General features: G+C 64.8%; 26 protein-coding genes. 15 read left to right on the top strand and 11 right to left on the bottom strand.

What is annotated here, in order from left to right:
- Positions 1-24: 24 nt before the first annotated feature.
- The 6 genes from KAK09_RS07650 to KAK09_RS07675 all read left to right on the top strand — a co-directional run bounded on the left by KAK09_RS07650 (position 25) and on the right by KAK09_RS07675 (position 4,120).
- Positions 25-450: a tellurite resistance TerB family protein gene (locus KAK09_RS07650; protein WP_210878343.1), complete on the top strand. Its 426-nt coding sequence runs from the start codon at positions 25-27 to the stop codon at positions 448-450.
- A 72-nt stretch (positions 451-522) separates the two neighbouring features.
- The gene (gene rpiA, locus KAK09_RS07655; RefSeq protein WP_210878344.1) at positions 523-1,311 is read left to right on the top strand and encodes a ribose-5-phosphate isomerase RpiA; all 789 of its coding nucleotides are present in this window, start codon (positions 523-525) and stop codon (positions 1,309-1,311) included.
- 47 nt (positions 1,312-1,358) lie between these two features.
- The gene (gene rbfA, locus KAK09_RS07660; protein WP_210878345.1) at positions 1,359-1,757 is read left to right on the top strand and encodes a 30S ribosome-binding factor RbfA; all 399 of its coding nucleotides are present in this window, start codon (positions 1,359-1,361) and stop codon (positions 1,755-1,757) included.
- 100 nt (positions 1,758-1,857) lie between these two features.
- On the top strand, positions 1,858-2,619 hold the full coding sequence (locus tag KAK09_RS07665; RefSeq protein ID WP_247651123.1) for a phosphodiester glycosidase family protein: 762 nt from the start codon (positions 1,858-1,860) through the stop codon (positions 2,617-2,619).
- Between the two features lie 38 nt (positions 2,620-2,657).
- On the top strand, positions 2,658-3,563 hold the full coding sequence (gene truB, locus KAK09_RS07670; protein ID WP_210878347.1) for a tRNA pseudouridine(55) synthase TruB: 906 nt from the start codon (positions 2,658-2,660) through the stop codon (positions 3,561-3,563).
- Positions 3,560-4,120 (top strand): DUF1643 domain-containing protein, encoded by a 561-nt coding sequence (locus KAK09_RS07675; RefSeq protein ID WP_210878348.1) that lies wholly within the window; start codon positions 3,560-3,562, stop codon positions 4,118-4,120. The genes truB and KAK09_RS07675 overlap by 4 nt, the downstream gene beginning before the upstream one ends.
- 94 nt (positions 4,121-4,214) lie before the next feature.
- Here KAK09_RS07675 and KAK09_RS07680 read toward each other — a convergent pair whose 3' ends face one another.
- The 10 genes from KAK09_RS07680 to KAK09_RS07725 form a co-directional block, all read right to left on the bottom strand.
- On the bottom strand, positions 4,215-5,633 hold the full coding sequence (locus KAK09_RS07680; RefSeq protein WP_210878519.1) for a DegQ family serine endoprotease: 1,419 nt from the start codon (positions 5,631-5,633) through the stop codon (positions 4,215-4,217).
- 181 nt (positions 5,634-5,814) lie between these two features.
- Positions 5,815-6,012 carry a DUF2065 family protein gene (locus tag KAK09_RS07685; RefSeq protein WP_210878349.1) on the bottom strand — a complete coding sequence of 66 codons (198 nt, stop codon included), beginning with the start codon at positions 6,010-6,012 and terminating at the stop codon, positions 5,815-5,817.
- Positions 6,009-6,887, bottom strand: a complete 879-nt coding sequence (hflC, locus tag KAK09_RS07690; RefSeq protein ID WP_210878350.1) for a protease modulator HflC — start codon at positions 6,885-6,887, stop codon at positions 6,009-6,011. Before hflC ends, KAK09_RS07685 begins: the two co-directional genes overlap by 4 nt.
- Before the next feature lie 2 nt (positions 6,888-6,889).
- The gene (gene hflK, locus KAK09_RS07695; RefSeq protein ID WP_210878351.1) at positions 6,890-8,038 is read right to left on the bottom strand and encodes an FtsH protease activity modulator HflK; all 1,149 of its coding nucleotides are present in this window, start codon (positions 8,036-8,038) and stop codon (positions 6,890-6,892) included.
- A gap of 69 nt (positions 8,039-8,107) precedes the next feature.
- The gene (gor, locus tag KAK09_RS07700) at positions 8,108-9,463 is read right to left on the bottom strand and encodes a glutathione-disulfide reductase (RefSeq protein ID WP_210878352.1); all 1,356 of its coding nucleotides are present in this window, start codon (positions 9,461-9,463) and stop codon (positions 8,108-8,110) included.
- Between the two features lie 137 nt (positions 9,464-9,600).
- A complete protein-coding gene (locus KAK09_RS07705) occupies positions 9,601-10,161 on the bottom strand; it encodes a F0F1 ATP synthase subunit B (RefSeq protein WP_210878353.1) in 561 nt (186 codons plus the stop codon).
- 5 nt (positions 10,162-10,166) lie between these two features.
- A complete protein-coding gene (locus tag KAK09_RS07710) occupies positions 10,167-10,688 on the bottom strand; it encodes a F0F1 ATP synthase subunit B' (protein ID WP_210878354.1) in 522 nt (173 codons plus the stop codon).
- An 86-nt stretch (positions 10,689-10,774) separates the two neighbouring features.
- Positions 10,775-11,011 carry a F0F1 ATP synthase subunit C gene (locus KAK09_RS07715; protein ID WP_210878355.1) on the bottom strand — a complete coding sequence of 79 codons (237 nt, stop codon included), beginning with the start codon at positions 11,009-11,011 and terminating at the stop codon, positions 10,775-10,777.
- 76 nt (positions 11,012-11,087) lie between these two features.
- A complete protein-coding gene (locus KAK09_RS07720; protein WP_210878356.1) occupies positions 11,088-11,870 on the bottom strand; it encodes a F0F1 ATP synthase subunit A in 783 nt (260 codons plus the stop codon).
- Entirely contained in the window at positions 11,860-12,198 is a 339-nt protein-coding gene (locus KAK09_RS07725; RefSeq protein ID WP_418895518.1) for an AtpZ/AtpI family protein, read from the bottom strand. The genes KAK09_RS07720 and KAK09_RS07725 overlap by 11 nt, the downstream gene beginning before the upstream one ends.
- A 271-nt stretch (positions 12,199-12,469) precedes the next feature.
- On the opposite strand from KAK09_RS07725, the gene KAK09_RS07730 reads away from it, so the two are divergent.
- Positions 12,470-12,805 (top strand): ArsR/SmtB family transcription factor, encoded by a 336-nt coding sequence (locus KAK09_RS07730; protein WP_210878358.1) that lies wholly within the window; start codon positions 12,470-12,472, stop codon positions 12,803-12,805.
- Positions 12,795-13,760, top strand: coding sequence for a glycosyltransferase family 61 protein (locus KAK09_RS07735; RefSeq protein WP_210878359.1), 966 nt, complete (start codon positions 12,795-12,797; stop codon positions 13,758-13,760). The genes KAK09_RS07730 and KAK09_RS07735 overlap by 11 nt, the downstream gene beginning before the upstream one ends.
- On the opposite strand, the gene KAK09_RS07740 is transcribed toward KAK09_RS07735, so the two are convergent.
- The gene (locus tag KAK09_RS07740) at positions 13,761-14,639 is read right to left on the bottom strand and encodes a LysR family transcriptional regulator (protein WP_210878360.1); all 879 of its coding nucleotides are present in this window, start codon (positions 14,637-14,639) and stop codon (positions 13,761-13,763) included.
- A gap of 117 nt (positions 14,640-14,756) precedes the next feature.
- Here KAK09_RS07740 and KAK09_RS07745 point away from each other — a divergent pair, with 117 nt between their 5' ends.
- From KAK09_RS07745 to rimM, 7 genes are all read left to right on the top strand, one after another.
- The gene (locus KAK09_RS07745) at positions 14,757-15,059 is read left to right on the top strand and encodes a hypothetical protein (protein WP_210878361.1); all 303 of its coding nucleotides are present in this window, start codon (positions 14,757-14,759) and stop codon (positions 15,057-15,059) included.
- Positions 15,060-15,238: 179 nt separating this feature from the next.
- Positions 15,239-16,729: a signal recognition particle protein gene (gene ffh / locus KAK09_RS07750; protein WP_210878362.1), complete on the top strand. Its 1,491-nt coding sequence runs from the start codon at positions 15,239-15,241 to the stop codon at positions 16,727-16,729.
- Between the two features lie 75 nt (positions 16,730-16,804).
- On the top strand, positions 16,805-17,350 hold the full coding sequence (locus KAK09_RS07755) for a GNAT family N-acetyltransferase (RefSeq protein ID WP_210878363.1): 546 nt from the start codon (positions 16,805-16,807) through the stop codon (positions 17,348-17,350).
- A 90-nt stretch (positions 17,351-17,440) separates the two neighbouring features.
- Entirely contained in the window at positions 17,441-17,737 is a 297-nt protein-coding gene (locus KAK09_RS07760) for a chorismate mutase (protein ID WP_210878364.1), read from the top strand.
- Between the two features lie 48 nt (positions 17,738-17,785).
- The gene (gene rpsP / locus KAK09_RS07765; RefSeq protein ID WP_210878365.1) at positions 17,786-18,172 is read left to right on the top strand and encodes a 30S ribosomal protein S16; all 387 of its coding nucleotides are present in this window, start codon (positions 17,786-17,788) and stop codon (positions 18,170-18,172) included.
- Positions 18,173-18,191: 19 nt separating this feature from the next.
- Positions 18,192-18,821, top strand: coding sequence for a 5,6-dimethylbenzimidazole synthase (gene bluB, locus KAK09_RS07770; RefSeq protein ID WP_210878366.1), 630 nt, complete (start codon positions 18,192-18,194; stop codon positions 18,819-18,821).
- A 22-nt stretch (positions 18,822-18,843) separates the two neighbouring features.
- Positions 18,844-19,347, top strand: a complete 504-nt coding sequence (gene rimM, locus KAK09_RS07775) for a ribosome maturation factor RimM (protein ID WP_210878367.1) — start codon at positions 18,844-18,846, stop codon at positions 19,345-19,347.
- The last annotated feature ends 2 nt before the right edge of the window (positions 19,348-19,349 follow it).

Raw genomic sequence — 19,349 nt, forward strand, 5'->3', positions numbered from 1 at the left:
CACCACTCCCCTGAAAGGCTCCCCATGTCCGATCCCGTCCCCCATCCGCTCAGCCCCGAGGATTGCCTTGTCGCGGTGATGATCGCCGTCTCCGCCTCGGATGAGGACATCCGAACCGCCGAACTGGTCAAGATCGAAAGCCAGATCAACAACCTGCCGGTTTTTGCCAGCTACGATCTCGACCGGCTGCGCGTCATGTCGCAAACCGTCTTTGACCTCTTCGCCGTCGAGGACGGTCTCGACGCGCTTTTCGGCCTTGTCCGCGCCAACCTGCCCGAACACCTCTACGAAACTGCCTATGCGCTCGCTTGCGACGTGGCCGCCGCCGATGGCACGCTCAACGACCGCGAATTGCGCCTGCTCGAAGAAATGCGCTACGAGTTGAACATCGACCGGCTGCACGCGGCGGCGATCGAGCGCGGGGCGCGGGCGCGTCACATGACCGTCTGAGGGCGATTGCCCCTCGCGCCGGGTGGCCAACGCGCCTATAAGACCGGGCAAAGCCACGCGGAGGTGCCTCACATGACCGGAGAATTGTCCCCCATCGACAAGGCCAAGTTCGTCGCCGCAAAACGCTCGGTGGATTTTATCGAGGACGGGATGCGCGTTGGCCTCGGCACCGGCTCTACCGCCGCGTGGATGGTTCGCTGTCTCGGAGAGATGGTGCGCCATGACGGGCTTCGCATCAAGGGTGTGCCTACCTCAACCCGCACCGCAGAGCTTGCCCGCGAGGTCGGCATCGAGGTCATCAGCCTCGACGAGGCGAAATGGCTTGATGTCACCATCGACGGCGCGGACGAGTTCGACGCCAATCTCAACCTGATCAAGGGCGGCGGCGGGGCGCTGTTGCAGGAAAAGATCGTCGCGACGGCCTCGGACCAGATGGTCGTCATTGCGGATGTGGGCAAGGAGGTCGAGGCGCTCGGTGCCTTCCCGTTGCCGGTCGAGATAATCCCCTTCGGCTGGCAAACCACGAAATCTCTGGTCGAGGAACTGCTGATCAACATGGACGTGCTCGGGCGGGAAACAACCCTCCGCATGAACGGCGACCGCCCCTTCATCACCGACGAGGGTAATTACATCGTCGATCTGCACCTTGGCCGCATCGGCAATCCGCACCAACTCTCCATGGCACTCAACCAGATGCCGGGGGTGGTGGAGAACGGGCTTTTTCTGGATATCTGCGACGTGGTGATCCTCGGCTTTGGTGACGGGCGGGTGGAAACCCGCGATATCAACGACGGCACCGTGGCCCGTGACCGCATCGACTTTGTCGAGAGCGAGAACCTTTTCGCCGATCTCGACGACTGAGTCGCCGCCCGCTTGGCACGGCCCACCCCAAGGATTACATGCCCGCCATGGCACGACATCATAAACATGACGGCCCCGGCCCCTCGCAGCGCCAGTTGCGGGTGGGCGAACTGATCCGTCGCACCCTGTCGGACGTGCTCATGCGCGGCGACATCCATGATCCCGACCTCAACCGCCTGTCGATCACCGTGGGCGAGGTGCGGCTGTCGCCCGATCTCAAGATCGCCACCGCCTATGTCATGCCACTGGGCGGGCAGGGCGCGGAGGAGGTGATCGAGTTGCTCGCTCGCAATCGCGCCGAATTGCGCCGCATCATCGGGCGCAAGGCGGGGCTCAAGTTCACGCCAGACCTGCGCTTTCGTCTCGATGAGACCTTCGACCAGATCGACGAGACCCGGCGGCTTTTTTCGGATGAAAAGGTGCGGCGGGATGTGGAGGGCGAGTGAGTCGCCCGCGCCCTTTGGGCGGGTCATTGCCCGGCTTGACCAGGCAATCTCTCAGGCTGGCCAGAGCAGTTGGCAAGAGATGCTCCGGTCAAGCCGGAGCATGACGCGCGCTCTTTTGCGCGGTCCCGCCCTTGCCCTCCTGCTTGCGCCCCTTCCCGCCGCTGCGACTTCCTGTCGCGCGATCACCGTCGAGGGCGTAGGATACACCCTGTGCGAGGCCGATGCCGCGCGCGACGATATCCGCCTTTTTCTCAACGATCCCGCCAGCGATGCGCCGCTCGGCAGTTTCTCCAATATCAATCGGGTTCTGAAACCACAGGGCAAGCGGCTCGCCTTCGCAATGAACGCGGGCATGTATCACGCCGACCGAAGCCCCGTGGGCCTTTTTATCGAGGACAGGCGGGAACGAGCACCCCTCATCACCTCTGCCGGTCCTGGCAATTTCGGGATGCTGCCCAACGGCGTGTTCTGCATCTCCGAGACCGGTGCCCATGTCATCGAAGCGCACCGCTTCGCGCAGTTGTCCCCCGCCTGCCGCTTTGCCACCCAGTCCGGGCCAATGCTGGTGATCGACGGCGCGCTCCATCCCCGTTTCCTTGCGGACAGCGACAGCCTGCATATCCGCAACGGTGTCGGCACCTCCACCGATGGGCGGCGCGTGTGGTTCCTGATTTCCGACGCGCCGGTGAATTTCCACCGCTTCGCGCGCGTGTTCCGCGACCATCTCGGCGCGCCGCAGGCGCTCTACTTCGACGGCAAGGTGTCTCGGCTTCACGCGCCGGGGCTGAACCGCTCCGATCTGGGCTTTCCGCTCGGGCCGATGGTGGGGGTGGTGGTTGACGCCGGGGACGCGCTCGATTAGGCGCTCGGCCCTGATCCGCAAAGAACAAGGGGCCAGACATGGCACGAAAGCCCAAGGGGCGCGATATCTCGGGATGGCTGGTGGTGGACAAACCCGCAGGGCTGACCTCCACCGCCGTCGTCAACAAGGTCAAATGGGCGCTTGACGCGCGCAAGGCGGGCCATGCCGGCACGCTCGACCCCGAGGCGACCGGCGTTCTGGCCATCGCGCTTGGCGAGGCGACCAAGACCGTTCCCTACATCACAGAGGCACTCAAGGCCTATCGTTTCACCGTGCGCTTCGGGCAGGCCACCAATACCGACGATGCCGAGGGCGAGGTCATCGCCGAGAGCGATGCACGCCCCACCGATGACGCGATCAAGGCCGCACTCGGGGTCTTTGTGGGCGAGATCATGCAGGTCCCGCCGCGCTTCTCCGCCGTCAAGATCGACGGTGAACGCGCCTACAAGCGCGCGCGCGACGGCGAGGAATTCGAGGTCGAAGCCCGCCCGCTCTGGGTCGAGGAACTGCTGCTCGTGGACCGCCCCGGTCCCGATACCGCCGTGCTCGACATGGTCTGTGGCAAGGGCGGCTATGTGCGCTCCATCGCCCGTGATCTCGGGGCCGCGCTCGGCTGTCATGGCCATGTGGTCACGCTCCGCCGCCTCTGGTCCGGTCCCTTCGATGCCGAGGACGGCGTGAGCATGGAAACCATCGAGGCGCTCGCCCGCACCGGCGATCTTGACACCTATATTCGCCCGCTGGAGGAGGGACTGGCCGATCTGGCCATGGTCACCGCCACCCCCGAGGGCGCGGCGCGGTTGCGCAACGGCAATCCCGGCATGGTGATCGCGCGGGACGTGGAGTATGGCGAGGAATGCTGGGCCGCGTTCGACGGTCGCGCGCTTGCCGTGGGGCACTACAAGGCCGGCGAGTTGCACCCCGTGCGCGTGTTCAACCGATGACCGGTGCGCCCGACCATCTGCACGACCCCGGCGGCAAGGTGCGGCTACGCCTGCCCGATGGCGTGACGGGTGGCGCGACGTTTTCGCCCTGTGGGCGCTACCGGCAGACCCTCAGCCGTGACTGGACGACCCAAGGCGTCACACCCCGCGCCGTGCTCTTTGTCGGCATGAACCCATCGGTGGCCAGCGCCGAAGTGTCGGACCCCACCTGCCACCGCGAACTGACCTTCGCCCGCGACTGGGGCTTTACCCGCTATCTCAAGGGCAATGTGCTCGACTGGCGCGCCACCGCGCCGCACGACCTGCCCGGTCCGGACCTCGCATGTAGCCCCGCCAATATCCCCGCGCTTGTCGCCATGGCCCATGAGGCGGATCTGATTGTCATGGCCTATGGCAAGCTGCACACGCGCTACGCCGGGATCGTGCGCGCCGCCACTCTGGCCCTGACCGAAACGGGCCGCCCCCTCAGATGCTTCGGCCTCAACAAGGACGGTTCGGCCAAGCACCCGCTCTACCTGCGCAAGGACGCGGCGCTGGTGCCGTTTTCGATATCCTGAGCCGGTTCGCCACACAAAGCGTCAGCCATTCCTTGCCCCCAAATGCAAAAGGCCCCCGCACGGGGGGCCTTTCACTGACCTTGGGCCGTTGCGCCTAGTTTTCGATCCCCAGCGCCACAAAGCGCGGATCGCCGCCGCGCCGCACCAGAAGCAGGATAGACTTGCGCCCCGCCTCTCGCGCCTCGGCAATGCGCGCCTCGAGATCATCAATGCTCGTCACCTTCTGCTGGCCGGCTTCGGTGATCACGTCTCCTGCGCGCAAACCCTTCTCGAATGCCTCGGAAAGATCATCCACATCGGTCACGACAAGGCCGGTGACGCTCCGGTCCAGTTCGAGCTGCGTGCGCAGATCGTCATCAAGCGGCTGCACCGTCAGGCCAAAGACCGACTTCTGCTCGGCTGAGTCCGGCTGGCCATCGGGCTGCGCCACCGGGATCGCGCCTTCAGCCTCCTCACGGCGGCCTAGCGTCACCCGCAGCGTCTGCGTCTTGCCCTCGCGGAACACCACCACGCGCACGGTCTTGCCAACCTCGGTATTGCCAACCTGCCGCACAAGGCCGCGCGTATCGGCCACGTCATGCCCGTCAAAGGACAGGATGACATCGCCCGCCTGCATCCCGGCCTCGGCCGCAGGCCCTTCGGGCACATCCGTGACCAGTGCACCCGTCGCCTTCTCTAGACCCATGGCCTCGGCAACATCCTCGGTCACATCCTGGATACGCACACCCAGCCAGCCACGCCGCGTCTCGCCGAATTGCTGCAACTGGTCAACCACGCGCTTGACCACGTTCGACGCCATGGAAAACCCGATCCCGATGGAGCCGCCTGTAGGGCTGAGGATCGCGGTGTTCACGCCCACAACCTCGCCATCGAGGTTGAACAGCGGCCCGCCCGAATTGCCCCGGTTGATCGCCGCATCGGTCTGGATGTAATCGTCATAGGTGCCGCTCAGCGCGCGGTTGCGCGCCGAGACGATCCCCGCCGAGAGCGAGAACCCCTGCCCCAGCGGATTGCCCATGGCCAGCACCCAATCGCCCACGCGCGCAGTGTCGCTGTCACCGAACTTGACGAAGGGCAGCGGGTTATCGCTCTTGACCTTCAACAGCGCGATATCGGTCTTGGGGTCGGTTCCGATCACCTCGGCGGGCAGCGTCGCACCCGAGAAGAACTCGATATTGATTTCGTCGGCACCCTCGATCACATGGTTGTTCGTCACTACGAAGCCATCCTCCGAGATCACGAACCCCGAGCCAAGCGCCGAAGAACGGCGCGGGCGGTTGCCCTCGTCCATCCGGTCGCGGAACCGCTCGAAGAAATCCTCGAAGGGCGAGCCTTCGGGCACCATTGGCGAGCGCCCGGCATTACCCTCGACCACGGTCGAGGTGGTGATATTGACAACCGAGGGGCTGACCTTCTGCGCCAGATCAGCGAAACTGTCAGGGCGCGCCTGCGCCACGAGGGCCTGAGCGATCAAGACTCCGATGCTCAATGCCAGAAGCCACAGGGCGCGCATGGGCACCTGCACCGGCCGCGTTGCAGTAATCACAGCTTTGGTCACTCCGAACTCTCCTTTGATCAATTCCGGCTATCGCCAGTCTGACCCAGCGCGCTGGCGTGAATGTAGGAGCGCGCGTCGCTTTCGCAAACCCCTCGCCATCCGGTAACGGCCATGTGATCCCCAAGGCACGCGAAAATCAAGCGCCAAGCGTCTTGGCTGCCCAGACGAGCGCCAGGCCGATCACCAGCGCCAGCAGACCCAACAGCCGCCGCGCCTCGGGCGGGATTGCGGCCAGCGCGACCAGCATCTGTTCGACAAGAGAAGGGGCCAGCGCATAGACCAGCCCCTCCACAACTAACACCAGCCCGAGGGCCAGAAGCGCCGTTTCAATCATTGCAGCCCGCTACCAGAGCGGAAATAATCGAAGAATTCGCTGTCCGGCGTCATCACCAGCATCGAATTCTTGCCTTGCAGCGATTTCTCGTAGGCTTCGAGCGAGCGGTAGAAGGCAAAGAACTCCGGATCCGCGCCGAACGCCTCGGCAAAGATCGCGTTACGCTCGGCATCGGCCTCGCCTCGGATCACCTGCGCCTGCCTCTCGGCATCCGACAATGTCTCGGTCACGGTCCGGTCAGCGAGCGCGCGCACCCGCTGCGCCGCCTCGTTACCGCGCGCGATCTCGTCGGCGGCTTCGCGCTCGCGCTCGGCGCGCATCCGGGCAAAGGTGGCCTCGAGGTTCTGATCGGGCAGGTTGGTCTGCTTGAGCCGCACGTCCACGACATCAAGCCCGAGCGACGACGCGCTGCGCTGCGCGCCGACGCGGATACGAGTCATCAGACTGCGACGTTCTTCCGAAAGGATGGTGTCCGACGTCACCTGATCGGCACCCAGAACCTCGCGGATCTGCGCGTTGAGGATCGACGACAGCCGGTCCTCGGCCATGCGGATACCGCCCACGCCCACCGCCTGGCGGAACTGCACGACATCGCGGATCCGGTAGCGGGCAAAGGCATCGACCACCAGACGGCGATCGTCCGAGGGCGTCACCTCGATCGTGTCGGTATCCAGTGACAGGATGCGGGCGTCATAGCGCACCACTTCCTGAATAAAGGGGATCTTGAAGTTGAGCCCCGGCGTTTCCTTGACGGATTTGATCTGTCCGAACTGCAGCACCAGCGCCTTTTCGCGCTCGTCCACCACAAAGATCGACGACAAGCCCAGAAAGATCACAACCGCCAGAAACGGAAGGAGAAACTTGCTCTTACCCATGATCAATTCCCCCCTGCGTTCGGGCTGCGGCGCAACTCGTTTAGCGGCAGATACGGCACTACGCCGCCGCCGCCACCATCGCCTCCGACAAGTGCATTGTCGAGAATGGTCTTGTCGATATCGCCCAGAACACGCTCCATCGTCTCGATATAGAGACGGCGGCGCGTCACATCCGGAGCCTTGGCATATTCCGTGAGAACCGAGGTGAAGCGGCTTGCGTCACCCTGTGCCTCGTTGACCACGCGGGCGCGGTAGCCTTCGGAATCCTCGAGGATCTGCGCGGCCTGACCGCGGGCTTCGGCCAGAACACGGTTGGCATAGGCATCGGCCTGACGTTGCAGACGGTCGCGTTCCTGCTCGGCGGCCTGCACTTCGCGGAAGCTGTCGATCACTTCGCGCGGCGGATCGGCCTTGTCGAGGTTGAGGCGGACAATCTGGATTCCGCTGGCATATTCGTCCATCGTTTCCTGAATGTTGGCCATCGCGGTATCGGCGATGATCCCGCGATCCCGGTTGAGGATCGGCGACAGGTTCGACGCGGCGATGATCTCGCGCATGACCGATTCGGACACCGCCTGCACCGTCAGCTGCGGGTCGCGGATGTTGAACAGCACCTTGGACGGGTCGGAAATGTTCCACACCACCTGAAAGTCGATATCGACGATATTGGCGTCGGTGGTCAGCATCAGCCCCTCTTCGCGCCCACCGACCCGCCTCCCGATATCCTCGGTCCGTTCCGAGGTCACGTTGACGATCTCGGCCTTGACCAGCGGCCAGGGCGCAAAGTTCAGACCGGGGTTGCCGGTCTTGTAATAGGTCCCGAGAAACAGTTCGACCGATTGCTCTTCGGGCTTGACCGTATAGAGGCTCGAAAACAGCCAGAGCGCCACGGCACCGAGCGCCGCCAGCCCGATCGTGCCTTTGCCGAATTGTGGCCCCTCGCCGTCGCCGCCCGCGCCACCCCGACCACCGCCGCCGCGGCCGCCCATGAGCACGCGCAACTGATCCTGACCCTTGCGCACCAGATCTTCGATTTCGGGGAGTTGCGGCCCACCTTCGGGGGGGCGCCTGCCGCCGCCCGGTGGGCGTCGCTCGTCATCGCCGCCGCGATTACCGCCTCCACCCCACGGGCCACCATTGTTTCCAGCCATGAACATCTTCCCTTGTTGTATCCGCCTTTCGGCGGGCTTGTTTCTAACCTGTGCGATGAGTCCGAGAATTCAAGCCGTTCGCACCGGTGTTTTCATCGTCACGATCTCTTCCGACATGGTCGGATGCACCGCAACGGTGCGGTCGAAATCCTCCTTGGTCGCGCCCATCTTGACCGCGATTCCGGCAAGCTGGATCATCTCACCCGCACCGGGGGCGACGATATGGCACCCCAGAACGCGGCGTGTCTCGGCACAGACCACTAGCTTCATCAGCACGCGCGTCGTGCGCCCGGCAAAGCTCTCGCGCATGGGTTTGAACGAAGTGGCGTAGACCTCGATCGGCCCGCGCTCGCGCGCTGCCTCCTCGCTCAGCCCCACTGTGCCCATCTCGGGCTGGGTGAAGATTGCCGTGGGAATCAGGTCGTGATCCACAGGCGTCGGATTGCCGCCAAACACCGTTTCCACAAAGGCCATGCCCTCGCGGATCGCCACCGGCGTGAGGTTCACGCGGTCGGTCACGTCGCCGATGGCATAGACGGAGGGCACGCTGGTCTGGCTATAATCGTCCACCACGATCTCGCCCTTGCGCCCGACCGCAACACCGGCGACCTCCAGCCCCAGATCGGCCGTGTTGGGGGCACGCCCGGTGGCAAAAAGAACCTCCTCATGGACGGCCTCCCGCCCGTTGGTATCGGTTACGCGATAGCCGCCCGCGACCTTCTCCATGGCGGCGATGTTGGTATTGAGACGAAGCCCTACACCAGAGGCGGCCATCTCCTCGGCGACCAGCCCCCGCGCCTCCTCGTCAAAGCCGCGCAGCACCTGCGCACCGCGATAGAATTGCGTCACCTCGACACCCAGACCGTTGAGGATGCAGGCGAATTCACAGGCGATATAGCCGCCACCGACGATCAGGATAGATTTTGGCATCCGCTCCATCAGGAACAGATCGTCGCTCACCAGCGCGTGCTCGGCCCCCGGCAGATCGGGTTTCACGGGGTGGCCGCCGGTGGCAATGAGGATATGCCGCGCGCTATGCCGCGTGCCGTCGGCCAGTTCCACCGTATGCGGATCAATGAGCCGCGCACGCATGTCGTAGGTCGTGACACCATTGTTGCCCAGAATGCCGCGGTAAACCCCTTCGAGCCGGTCCAATTCAGCGTGGAGCCTGGCGCGGAACACAGCCCAGTCGAACGGGCCTTGCGCCACCTCCCAGCCATAGGCCCGCGCCTCGGAGAGGGCAGTCGGAAATTCGGAGGCAAAGACCATGAGCTTTTTCGGTACGCAGCCCCGGATCACGCAGGTGCCGCCATAGCGGCTCTCTTCGGCCAGCGCGACCTTTGCACCGCCCTGTGCCGCCACCCGCGCCGCGCGCACACCGCCCGATCCACCGCCGATCACGAAAAGGTCGTAGTCAAATGCCATGCCAATCGGTTCCTTTTCCCTGCCACGCTGACATATCTCAGCCGGGGTGCAAAGTTAAACCCTCAATCGACCCCTTGAATGCACCAAGGCCGCGCCCTTTCGGAGCACGGCCTTGCGCGAACCTTTCCTGCGCTGCCTCAGTGGAGCTTGGCCCCGACCTCGGCGATGCCCGCGTCGATCAGGCTGTCGCCTTCGGCGTCGGTCATCTGACGCGCGATAACGTCGCGCGCGGCGGCGGTGGCCACGAGGATGGCCTGATTGCGCACATCGCGCACGGCGCGCGCCTCTGCACTGGCAATCTGGTCCTCGGCAGCCTGAAGACGGCGGGCGATGGATGCCTTGATCTCGTCCTTGGCATCCCTGGCGGCCTGCTCGGCCTCTTCCCTGGCCTGTTTCACGATGCGGTCGGCCTGCGCCTGCACATCCTTCTGTTGGCGCTCATATTGTGCAAGAAGCGCCTGCGCTTCCTCGCGAAGACGGCGCGCCTCGTCGAGATCGCCCTTGATGCCCTCGGCCCGCTCGTCGAGTTTGCGGCCCAAAAGCCCCGGCACCTTCAGATAGACAAGAACGCCCACGAAGATCAGAAACGCCAGAAGCACCACGAAATCGGTGTTGCCCAGCGAAAGAAACGGGCCACCTGCGGCAAGGGCCGGGCTTGCGGCCAGCGTCGCGGCCAGTGTCACACTCAGCTTGCGCATCGGCCTCATCCCTTCATCCGGGCGGTGACCGCCGCGCTCACGCTGCGCCCGTCCGCCTTGCCACCCATGGCCGAGACCAGCTCGGCGGTGACATCCTTGGCCACGTCCCGGACGGCCTCGAGCGCGCCGTCGCGGATCTCGGCCAGCGCCTTTTCGCCTTCGGCGGTGCGCGCCTTGATCTCCTGATCGGCCTTTTCATTGGCCTTGTCCAGATCGGCCTTGATGGCCGCCTTGGTTTCGGCAACGATCTTCTGCGCCTCAGTGCGGGCATCGGCGAGCGCCTTCTTGTAGGCCTCTTCCGCCTCGACCGCCTTGACCTTGAGGTCCTCGGCGGCGGCAAGATCGTTGGTGATGGTTCCCTGACGCTCGGCCAGAACGGCGGCGATGCGCGGCAGGGCCACGCGCGACAGGATGAAATAGATCACGACCAGCGCCACCAGCAGCCAGAAGATCTGGTTGCCGAATGTCGAGAAATCGAGCTGCGGCAAGCCCGACGCGCTCTCGGTCGCTTGTGGTTCGCTCGCCATGTCACTCTCCCTCGGGATTGTTCCGGTTACACCGGAAGGCGACGCATCGCCGCCCCCCGGCCGTAAGGATCAGTTACCCGTAAGGCTCAGACGGCGAACATCAGCAGGAGCGCGACGAGGAACGAGAAGATCCCCAGCGCTTCGGCGAATGCGATGCCGATGAACAGCGTCGCGGTCTGGCCGCCGGCGGCAGACGGGTTGCGCAGCGCACCGGCAAGGAAGTTGCCGGCAACATTGCCCACACCGACCGCAGCCCCGCCCATGCCCATGCAGGCCAGGCCAGCGCCGATATATGCACCCATTTGAACGATATCGCCTTCCATAGTGATGTCTCCTTACGTTGGAATTGGCAGTGGTTCGTGGTTCGTGTGGCACAAGGTGGGGGACACCCACCGTTGCTCAATGATGAGGATGCAGCGCATCCTTGAGGTAAACGCAGGTCAGGATCGTGAACACATAGGCCTGGATGAAGGCCACCAGCAGTTCGAGCGCATAGATCGTGGCAATCGCCAGGATCGACAGCGGCGTGACCAGAAGGCCGATGCCGGTGGAGATGATGATCATCGGCGCGAAGGCGGCAAACACCTTTACCACCGCGTGCCCGGCCATCATGTTGCCGGCAAGACGGATGGAGTGGCTCACGGGACGCACAAAGTAGGAAATCACCTCGATCAGCGCCAGCACCGGGCGCAGCGGCAAGGGTGCCGAGCTGACCCAGAACAGGCTAAGAAAGCCCGCGCCATGGCGGACGAAGCCCACGATCGTCACGGTGAGGAACACCATCATCGCCAGCACCGCCGTCACCGCGATATGGCTCGTGGTGGTGAAGGCCATCGGCAGAAGGCCCAGCACGTTGGCGAAGAGGATGAAAAGAAACAGCGTCATGATGTAGGGAAAGAACACCAGCCCGTCCTTGCCCGCCACATCCTCGACCATCTTGCGCACGAAATCATAGGCCAGCTCGGCGATGGATTGGGTCCGGCTCGGGATCGTGGCGCGGCCCGCCGTGCCCAGCACCAGAAGCGCGAAGATCGCGGCCACCGTCAGCGCCATCCACAGCGTCACGTTGGTCAGGGTAAAGAACCCCACCTCGCCCGCACCGAAGAGTGGCTTGACCATGAACTGATCCATCGGGTGGAAAACCAGACCGCCGTCACCGGCACCTTGCGCTTCAGTCGCCATCCTTCGCCCTCTCATCCCCGCCCTGTCCGGGCGCGTTGGTCTTCTGTATCTCTGCGGCGGAACGCATCATCGTCTTTATGCCCGCCGCAAGACCCAGCAATGTAAACACGACAAGGAAGACCGGCAGCGTGCCAAAGAGCGTATCCAGCCCGTATCCCATGCCGAAACCGATCATCAGACCGGCCACAAGCTCGATCACCATCCGCCACGCATGCTGCGCCTGCGAATAATGCTCCTCCCGGTGGGGGCGCGGCGCGTCCTTGCCGCGCAGCTTCGCGATCCTCGCCTCGATGTCCTTCAGACGCTCGTCACGGTCAGGATCGGTCACGCGCATCCCCCTTGGGAAGTTGCCGCCTTGCTATGGCGGCGGCGCGCGCGAGTCAAGCACGCGGAATGGCGGCGTCTCCCCTGTGTAGTGGATTGTTTTAACAAGTATTTTTTGAACAGTGAAACAGCGCGGTCATTCTGCCGCAACCGCTCCGGACGGGGTGTGTGGCGGTTTGGGGTTATTCAACCGAGCGGTTGAGTTTTTGCATCACCCCGGCAATTCCTCTTCCGGTCCGGTTGACGCCGCCTGCGCGCCTCGGGCTTATAGCCCCATGTCCAAGGCGCAGGCCCTCGATACCGTCTTTGCCGCCCTCGCCGATCCCACGCGGCGGGCGATCCTTGCCATGCTGCTCGAGGATGACATGGCGGTAACCGATGTGGCCGAACCGTTCGCGATAAGCCTTGCCGCGATTTCCAAGCATCTCGGCATCCTCAGCCGCGCCGGTCTCATCACGCAGGAGCGGCGCGGGCGCGTGGTCTGGTGCAAGCTGGAACCGGACGCGCTGCGCGACGCCTCGATCTGGATGCAGGGCTTTGGCCAGTTCGAGGCGGTGAACCTCGATGCGTTCGAGCGGTTCTTGGCGCGGGAACTGCCCGATGGCACCTGACACCCGCCACCTGCCAAAGGCCCATATCGAAACCGTCGCGCGCGCCGTAGTAATGCCGATGCGCACGGGCAACCACGCCTGCGGCGTGCTCGGCCCGGATGGCGCGCCCGTCCCCATGGCACGCACATTGCTTTCCGGCAGCCGCTTCACCCCGGATCCCGCGCCGCCCGAGGCCCCGCCCGCGCGGCTTGCCGGTCGCTGGCTCCTTGGCGGGGTCGGGCGGCATCATTTCGGGCATTTCCTGCTGGAGGCCACGCCGCGGCTATGGGCGCTCGATCATCTCGACGCGCGCCCCGATGGCATCCTCCTGTTGCCCATGGCCGGGCGCGACATCGCCGCCGTGCTGCGCCGCCGCCTCGGGCCGCTCATGGACCTTCTCGGCCAAGGTCTGCCCGTGCATCTGGTGGCGGAGCCGACCGAGGTCGAGACGCTGATCCTGCCTTCTCAGGGCTTCGGCCACCTGCACTGGACCCATGGCACGCCCGAGGCGCGCACCTACATGCGCCGCCACCTCTCGGCAATCGCGCCCGATGGCCCCGCGCGCCTTTATATCTCGCGCCGCCGCCTCAAGAGTGCGGCCCAACAGGTGCCCCATGAGGGCCGGATCGAGAAATGGCTTTCGCGCGCAGGCTTTGCGATCTTCCACCCAGAGCGGCATTCCATCCCCGAACAGATCGCCGCCTACCGCGCCGCGCGCATGCTGCTTGGCCCCGACGGCTCGGCCTTTCATCTCGCGCCCTTCGTGGCCCACCCGGAGACGCGCATCGGCCTCATCCAGCGCCGCACCCGACAGCCGGTCTTTGACGCCATCCTGCGCCAGATCGAGGGCTTCGCCGGAATCACGCCCTGGATCAGCACCGCGCTTGCCTCCGCCGCGCCCGACAACCGCGAGGGTACCCTGCCGCCCGAACTGCACCAGTTGCGCGCCGATCTGCACAACGGCGGCTTTCTCTGATCACCCTTTCCAGCCCTGCGCACGATCCTTGAGAAACCGCAGGAACGCCTGCACCTTGGTGGTGCGGTGCAGGTCCATATGTGTCACCAACCAGAGCGGCGCGGCCCAGTCGGCACGCGGCGCCATGACCTGCCGCAGGTCAGGATGATCGCGCGCCTGCGTCACGGCGACAAAGCCGATCCCCGCCCCGGCAAGGATGGCGTTGCGCTGCGAATGCACATCGCTTGAGCGAAAAACGATGGCCTCGGGCGGCACCGCCTCATTCAGCCAGCGATGGAAGGGCGCGCGCGTCTTGGCGTCATCCGCGCCAACAAAGCGATGCCGCGCCAGATCGCCCTCGCCCTCGGGCACACCATGGCGCACCACATAGCTTTCGGCGGCATAGAGCGCGAATTCCTGCCGAAAGAACGGCTGCACCACATTGTCGGGCTGATCGGGGGCCGTGCCCGCGCGCACCGCCACATGCGCCTCGCCATATTCCAGTCGAAACAGGCGGTCGCCGGTCAGATAGCGCACGATCAGCTCGGGATACTCGGTCTGGAAATCAGCCAGAGCCGGGGCCAGAAGATGGCTCAGCCCGCTGATCGAGGTCACGACCAGCTCGCCCCCCACCTCGTTGCCCTGCCCGCGCAACCGGCCCGCAAGCTGATGAAACTGATCGTCAGTCGCCTGCGCCACCCGGAGCAGGTCCTCGCCTGCCTCGGTCGGCGTATAGCCGCGTGCGTGGCGCTGAAAGAGCCGCACGCCCAGCCGCTCTTCGAGTGCGTCGATATGGCGGATCACCGTGGCATGATGGACGCCGAGAACCTCGGCCGCGCCGCTCACCGTGCCCACCCGCGCCACATGAAAGGCGGTGCGCACCTCATCCCAGTTGTCCATCGCCTGTCCTGTCCACCAGTCTTCGTGATCCGACTATGAAACGGCAACGAAAGAGTTGCAATCTCACGCGATGTTCCTACCATCGAAGCATCGGTCGCGACAGACATGACAAGAAGCATGGCGGTGAAGATCACGCACGACACCCCCGACCTGCTGATCGCCGAGAATACGCCATGGGTCATTGCCGTGATGCTCTCGCTCGGCCTGCTGCTGTTCGCCGGAATTGGCTCTCTGGTCGCGTCCCAGACCCTGATCGGCGCCTTCGTCATGGCCGGGATCGGCGGCGGCATGTGCCTTGCCGCAATCTGCATCTTCGTCGAAAGGCTGCAAGTCATCCTCGACGCGCGCGCGGGCACCGTCACGCTCCGCTCCCGCACGATCCTGCGACGGCGTGGTCACGGTTCCGCGTCGCGCGCTTGACTCGGCCCCGCCACGCGCTTAAACGCCTGCCCAAGTCCCCGGAAGCCAGGCGCTTCCGGTCCCGGTTTTGCGCCGGGATCGCCCTCCACCAGCGCGTTGCGCCCGTGGGGGCGTTCATGTTTGAGACGTCACCCCTATCTTGGGGCGGCATGGCAGCAACCGGCACGAGGAGGCCCGCGATGTTTGAAAACCTGTCCGACCGCCTCTCCGGCGTTCTCGAACGGCTGACCAGACAGGGCGCGCTCTCCGAGGAGGATGTGAAGACCGCCCTGCGCGAGGTTCGCGTCGCGCTGCTTGAGGCCGATGTCTCGCTGCCGGTCGCGCGCGATTTCATCAAGCGGGTGGAGACCGAGGCCACCGGACAGGCCGTCACCAAATCCGTCACCCCCGGCCAGCAGGTCGTCAAGATCGTCCACGACGCCCTGATCGCCACCCTGCGCGGCGAAGGCGATCCCGGCGCGCTCAAGATCGACAACCCGCCCGCACCCATCCTCATGGTCGGCCTGCAAGGCTCGGGCAAGACCACCACCACCGCCAAGCTCGCCAAGCGTCTGAAAGAGCGCGAGGGCAAGCGCGTGCTCATGGCCTCGCTCGACACCAACCGCCCGGCGGCGATGGAACAGCTTGCCATTCTGGGCCGTCAGATCGGCGTCGATACCCTGCCCATCGTCAAGGGCGAGGATCCCGTCGCCATCGCCCGGCGCGCGAAAACCCAGGCGAGCCTCGGCGGCTACGATGTCTACATGCTCGACACAGCCGGACGCCTGCATATCGACGCAGAGCTGATCGCGCAGGCCGCTGCCGTGCGCGACGTGGCCAACCCCCGCGAAACGCTCCTCGTCGTCGATGGCCTGACCGGTCAGGATGCCGTCAACGTCGCCACCGAATTCGACGACAAGATCGGTGTGACCGGCGTGGTCCTCACCCGGATGGACGGCGACGGACGCGGCGGCGCGGCCCTCTCGATGCGCGCGATCACCGGCAAGCCCATCCGCTTCGTGGGCCTCGGCGAAAAGATGGACGCCATCGAGACCTTCGAGCCAGAGCGCATCGCCGGCCGCATCCTCGGCATGGGCGATATCGTCGCGTTGGTCGAAAAGGCGCAGGAAACCATCGAGGCCGAACAGGCCGAACGCATGATGCGCCGCATGGCCAAGGGTCAGTTCAACATGAACGACCTCAAGGGCCAGCTTGAGCAGATGCAGAAGATGGGCGGCATGGAAGGGCTCATGGGCATGATGCCCGGCATGGGCAAGATGGCCAGACAGGTGCAGGAGGCGGGCTTTGACGACCGCGTGATCACCCGCCAGATCGCCCTTATCCAGTCCATGACGAAAAAGGAACGCGCCAACCCCGCCCTGTTGCAGGCCAGCCGCAAGAAACGCATTGCGGCGGGCGCGGGGCAGGATGTGTCAGAACTCAACAAGCTGCTGAAAATGCATCGCCAGATGGCGGATATGATGAAGAAACTCGGCCGCAACAAGGGCGGGATGCTGAAACAGGCGATGAAGGGCATGTTCGGCAAGGGCGGAATGCCCGACATGACCGACCCCAAGGCCATGGAAGAGGCCGCCCGCGCCATGGGCGGCAAGCTGCCCGGCGGGATGCCCGGCCTCGGCGGCGGCCTCTCGCTGCCCCCCGGCCTTTCGGGCTTTGGCAAAAAGAAATAGCGCCGTGCTTTCATCGTTCCCCAAATACTCGACTTCCGACGCGCGCCGCGTAGCACGGCGGGAAAGGGTCTTGCCATGACCTTGACCCAAGCGCCCGTGCTCGACACCCCCCGCCTGATCCTGCGCGGGCCAGAGCCGCGCGATATTGACCCCACCATCGCCTTCCTGCTCGACCACGCGCGCGCCGAGGGCTTTGGCAGCGCCCCCAACCGGGGCGAGGCGTGGCGCTGGTTCGCGCTCAACGTGGGCCATTGGCATATCCACGGCTACGGCTATTTCACCATCGAGATGAAAGACACCGGCGAGACCGCAGGTATCGCAGGCATCTGGAACCCCGAAGGCTGGCCCGAGCCGGAACTGGGCTGGGTGGTCTTTGACGGGTTCGAGGGGCAGGGCATCGCCTATGAGGCGGCAGCGCGCGCCCGGCAATGGGCCTATGAGGATCTCGGGTTCACCACGCTCACCTCCAACATCGTGCCCGGCAATACCCGCTCGGTCGCCCTTGCCGAACGGCTGGGCGCGTGGTTCGAGCGCGAATATGACAATATCCACATGGGCCGCGACCTGCTCTATCGCCACCCCGGTCCCGACGATGACGGCTCGGTCGAGGCCTACGCATGACCCATATGATCCAGACCCGCGCACCGACGCGATATCGACCCAATACCGACGTCTTGCAAACCCGCCTTTTCGCCGGATCGGAGCCCCGCCATGACCAATGACGCCACCCGCGCCGCCGCCCTTCTGGCCGAGCATCGCAAGAGCATCGACCGGCTCGACGCGATCCTTGTTTTCACGCTGGCCGAACGGTTCAAGCACACGCAGGCCGTGGGGAAACTCAAGGCCACACACGACCTTCCCCCGTCCGATCCCGCGCGCGAGGCGCAACAGATCGAACGGCTCGAAGAATTGGCAAAAGCGGCCGACCTCGATCCCGCCTTCGCCAAGGAGTTTCTGAACTTCATCATCGCCGAGGTGATCCGACATCACCAGAAGCACCAATCGTAAGGCGGGTCTGATCCCCGCCAAACCAACGCCATTAAAGGAGAATATCAAATGGCCATGAAAATCCGTCTCGCCCGTGGTGGCAGCAAGAAGCGCCCCTTCTACCGTATCGTCGCCGCCGACAGCCGCATGCCGCGCGATGGCCGCTTCATCGAGAAGCTGGGCACCTACAACCCGCTCCTGCCCAAGGACAGCGAGGACCGCGTGAAGATGGATATCGAGCGCATCCAGCATTGGCTCGCCGAGGGCGCGCAGCCGACCGACCGCATCAGCCGCATGCTCGAGGCCGCTGGCGTCATCGAGAAGAAACAGCGCGCCAACCTGAAGAAGGCCGAGCCGGGCAAGAAAGCCAAGGAGCGCGCCGCCGAGAAAGCCGAGAAGGCCGCCACTGCCGCCGAGTCCGCAAACGCCCCCGCCGAAGAGGCATCGGCCGAGTAAGATTAGGCAAGGTGCTGGAATGTCACAGTTTTCCCAAGACTTCCAGGCCGACCTGCGCGATCTCATGTGCTGGCGGCGCGACGTGCGCCGCTTTCGCACTGATCCTGTGGACGAGGCACTCCTGCGCGATTGCCTCGCCACTTTCGCCCTTGCTCCCTCGGTTGGGCTGAGCGAACCGTGGCGCGTCGTGCGCGTCCAAAGCCCCGCCGCGCGCGCCGCCGCGCTCACCAATTTCACCGCCGCCAATGCCACGGCGCTTGACGGCTACAAGGGCGAGAAGGCGCGCCTTTACAGCGGGCTGAAACTGTCCGGGATGCGGGAAGCACCGGTTCAGCTTGCCATTTTCTGCGACGAGGCAACCGGGAAAGGCGCAGGGCTGGGCGCCGCCACCATGCCTGAGATGCGCCGCTATTCAGTGGTGGCCGCGATCACGCAATTCTGGCTCTTTGCCCGCGCGCGTGGGCTGGGACTTGGCTGGGTGTCGATTCTCGATCCCGCGCGTCTTTGCCAAGACCTTGATATCCCTGATGATTGGGCACTTGTGGCTTATCTCTGCGTGGGCTGGCCCGAACAGGAATGCGCCACGCCGGAACTCGAGCTTGCCGGATGGGAACGCCGCCGTCAGGATGTTCCGGTGGAAACCCGATGACCCGCTGCGAAAGGATGAGACGATGAGCGACATGGTCTGTCTCGGCGCCATCGCCGGGGCCTTTGGTGTCCGGGGCGAGGTGCGGCTCAAGAGCTTTACGGCGCGCCCCGAGGATATCGCCGCCTATGGCCCGCTCACTTCCGAAGATGGCAAACGCCGCTTCGAGATCACTCTGACAGGCCAGACCTCGGGCGCGTTGACCGCGCAGCTCTCGGGCGTCGCGACCAAGGAACAAGCCGACGGTCTGCGCGGTGTGCGGCTTCATGTTCCGCGCGAGTGCCTACCCGCCCTGCCCGATGACGAGTTCTATCATGCTGATCTCATTGGATTAGAGGTATTCGATACCGGCGGCGCCCCGCTTGGTCGCGTCAAGGCAGTGCTCAATCACGGCGCCTCGGACCTGCTCGAGATCCACGGTCCCGGCCTGACATCCACCGTCCTTCTGCCCTTCACGCGCGAGGCGGTCCCGACGGTCGATCTTGGCGCGCGCCGGATTGTCGCCGACCCGCCCGAGGGGTTGTTCTAAGC

The organism is Roseovarius autotrophicus (assembly GCF_018069895.1).
In the GTDB taxonomy this organism is placed as follows: domain Bacteria; phylum Pseudomonadota; class Alphaproteobacteria; order Rhodobacterales; family Rhodobacteraceae; genus Roseovarius; species Roseovarius autotrophicus.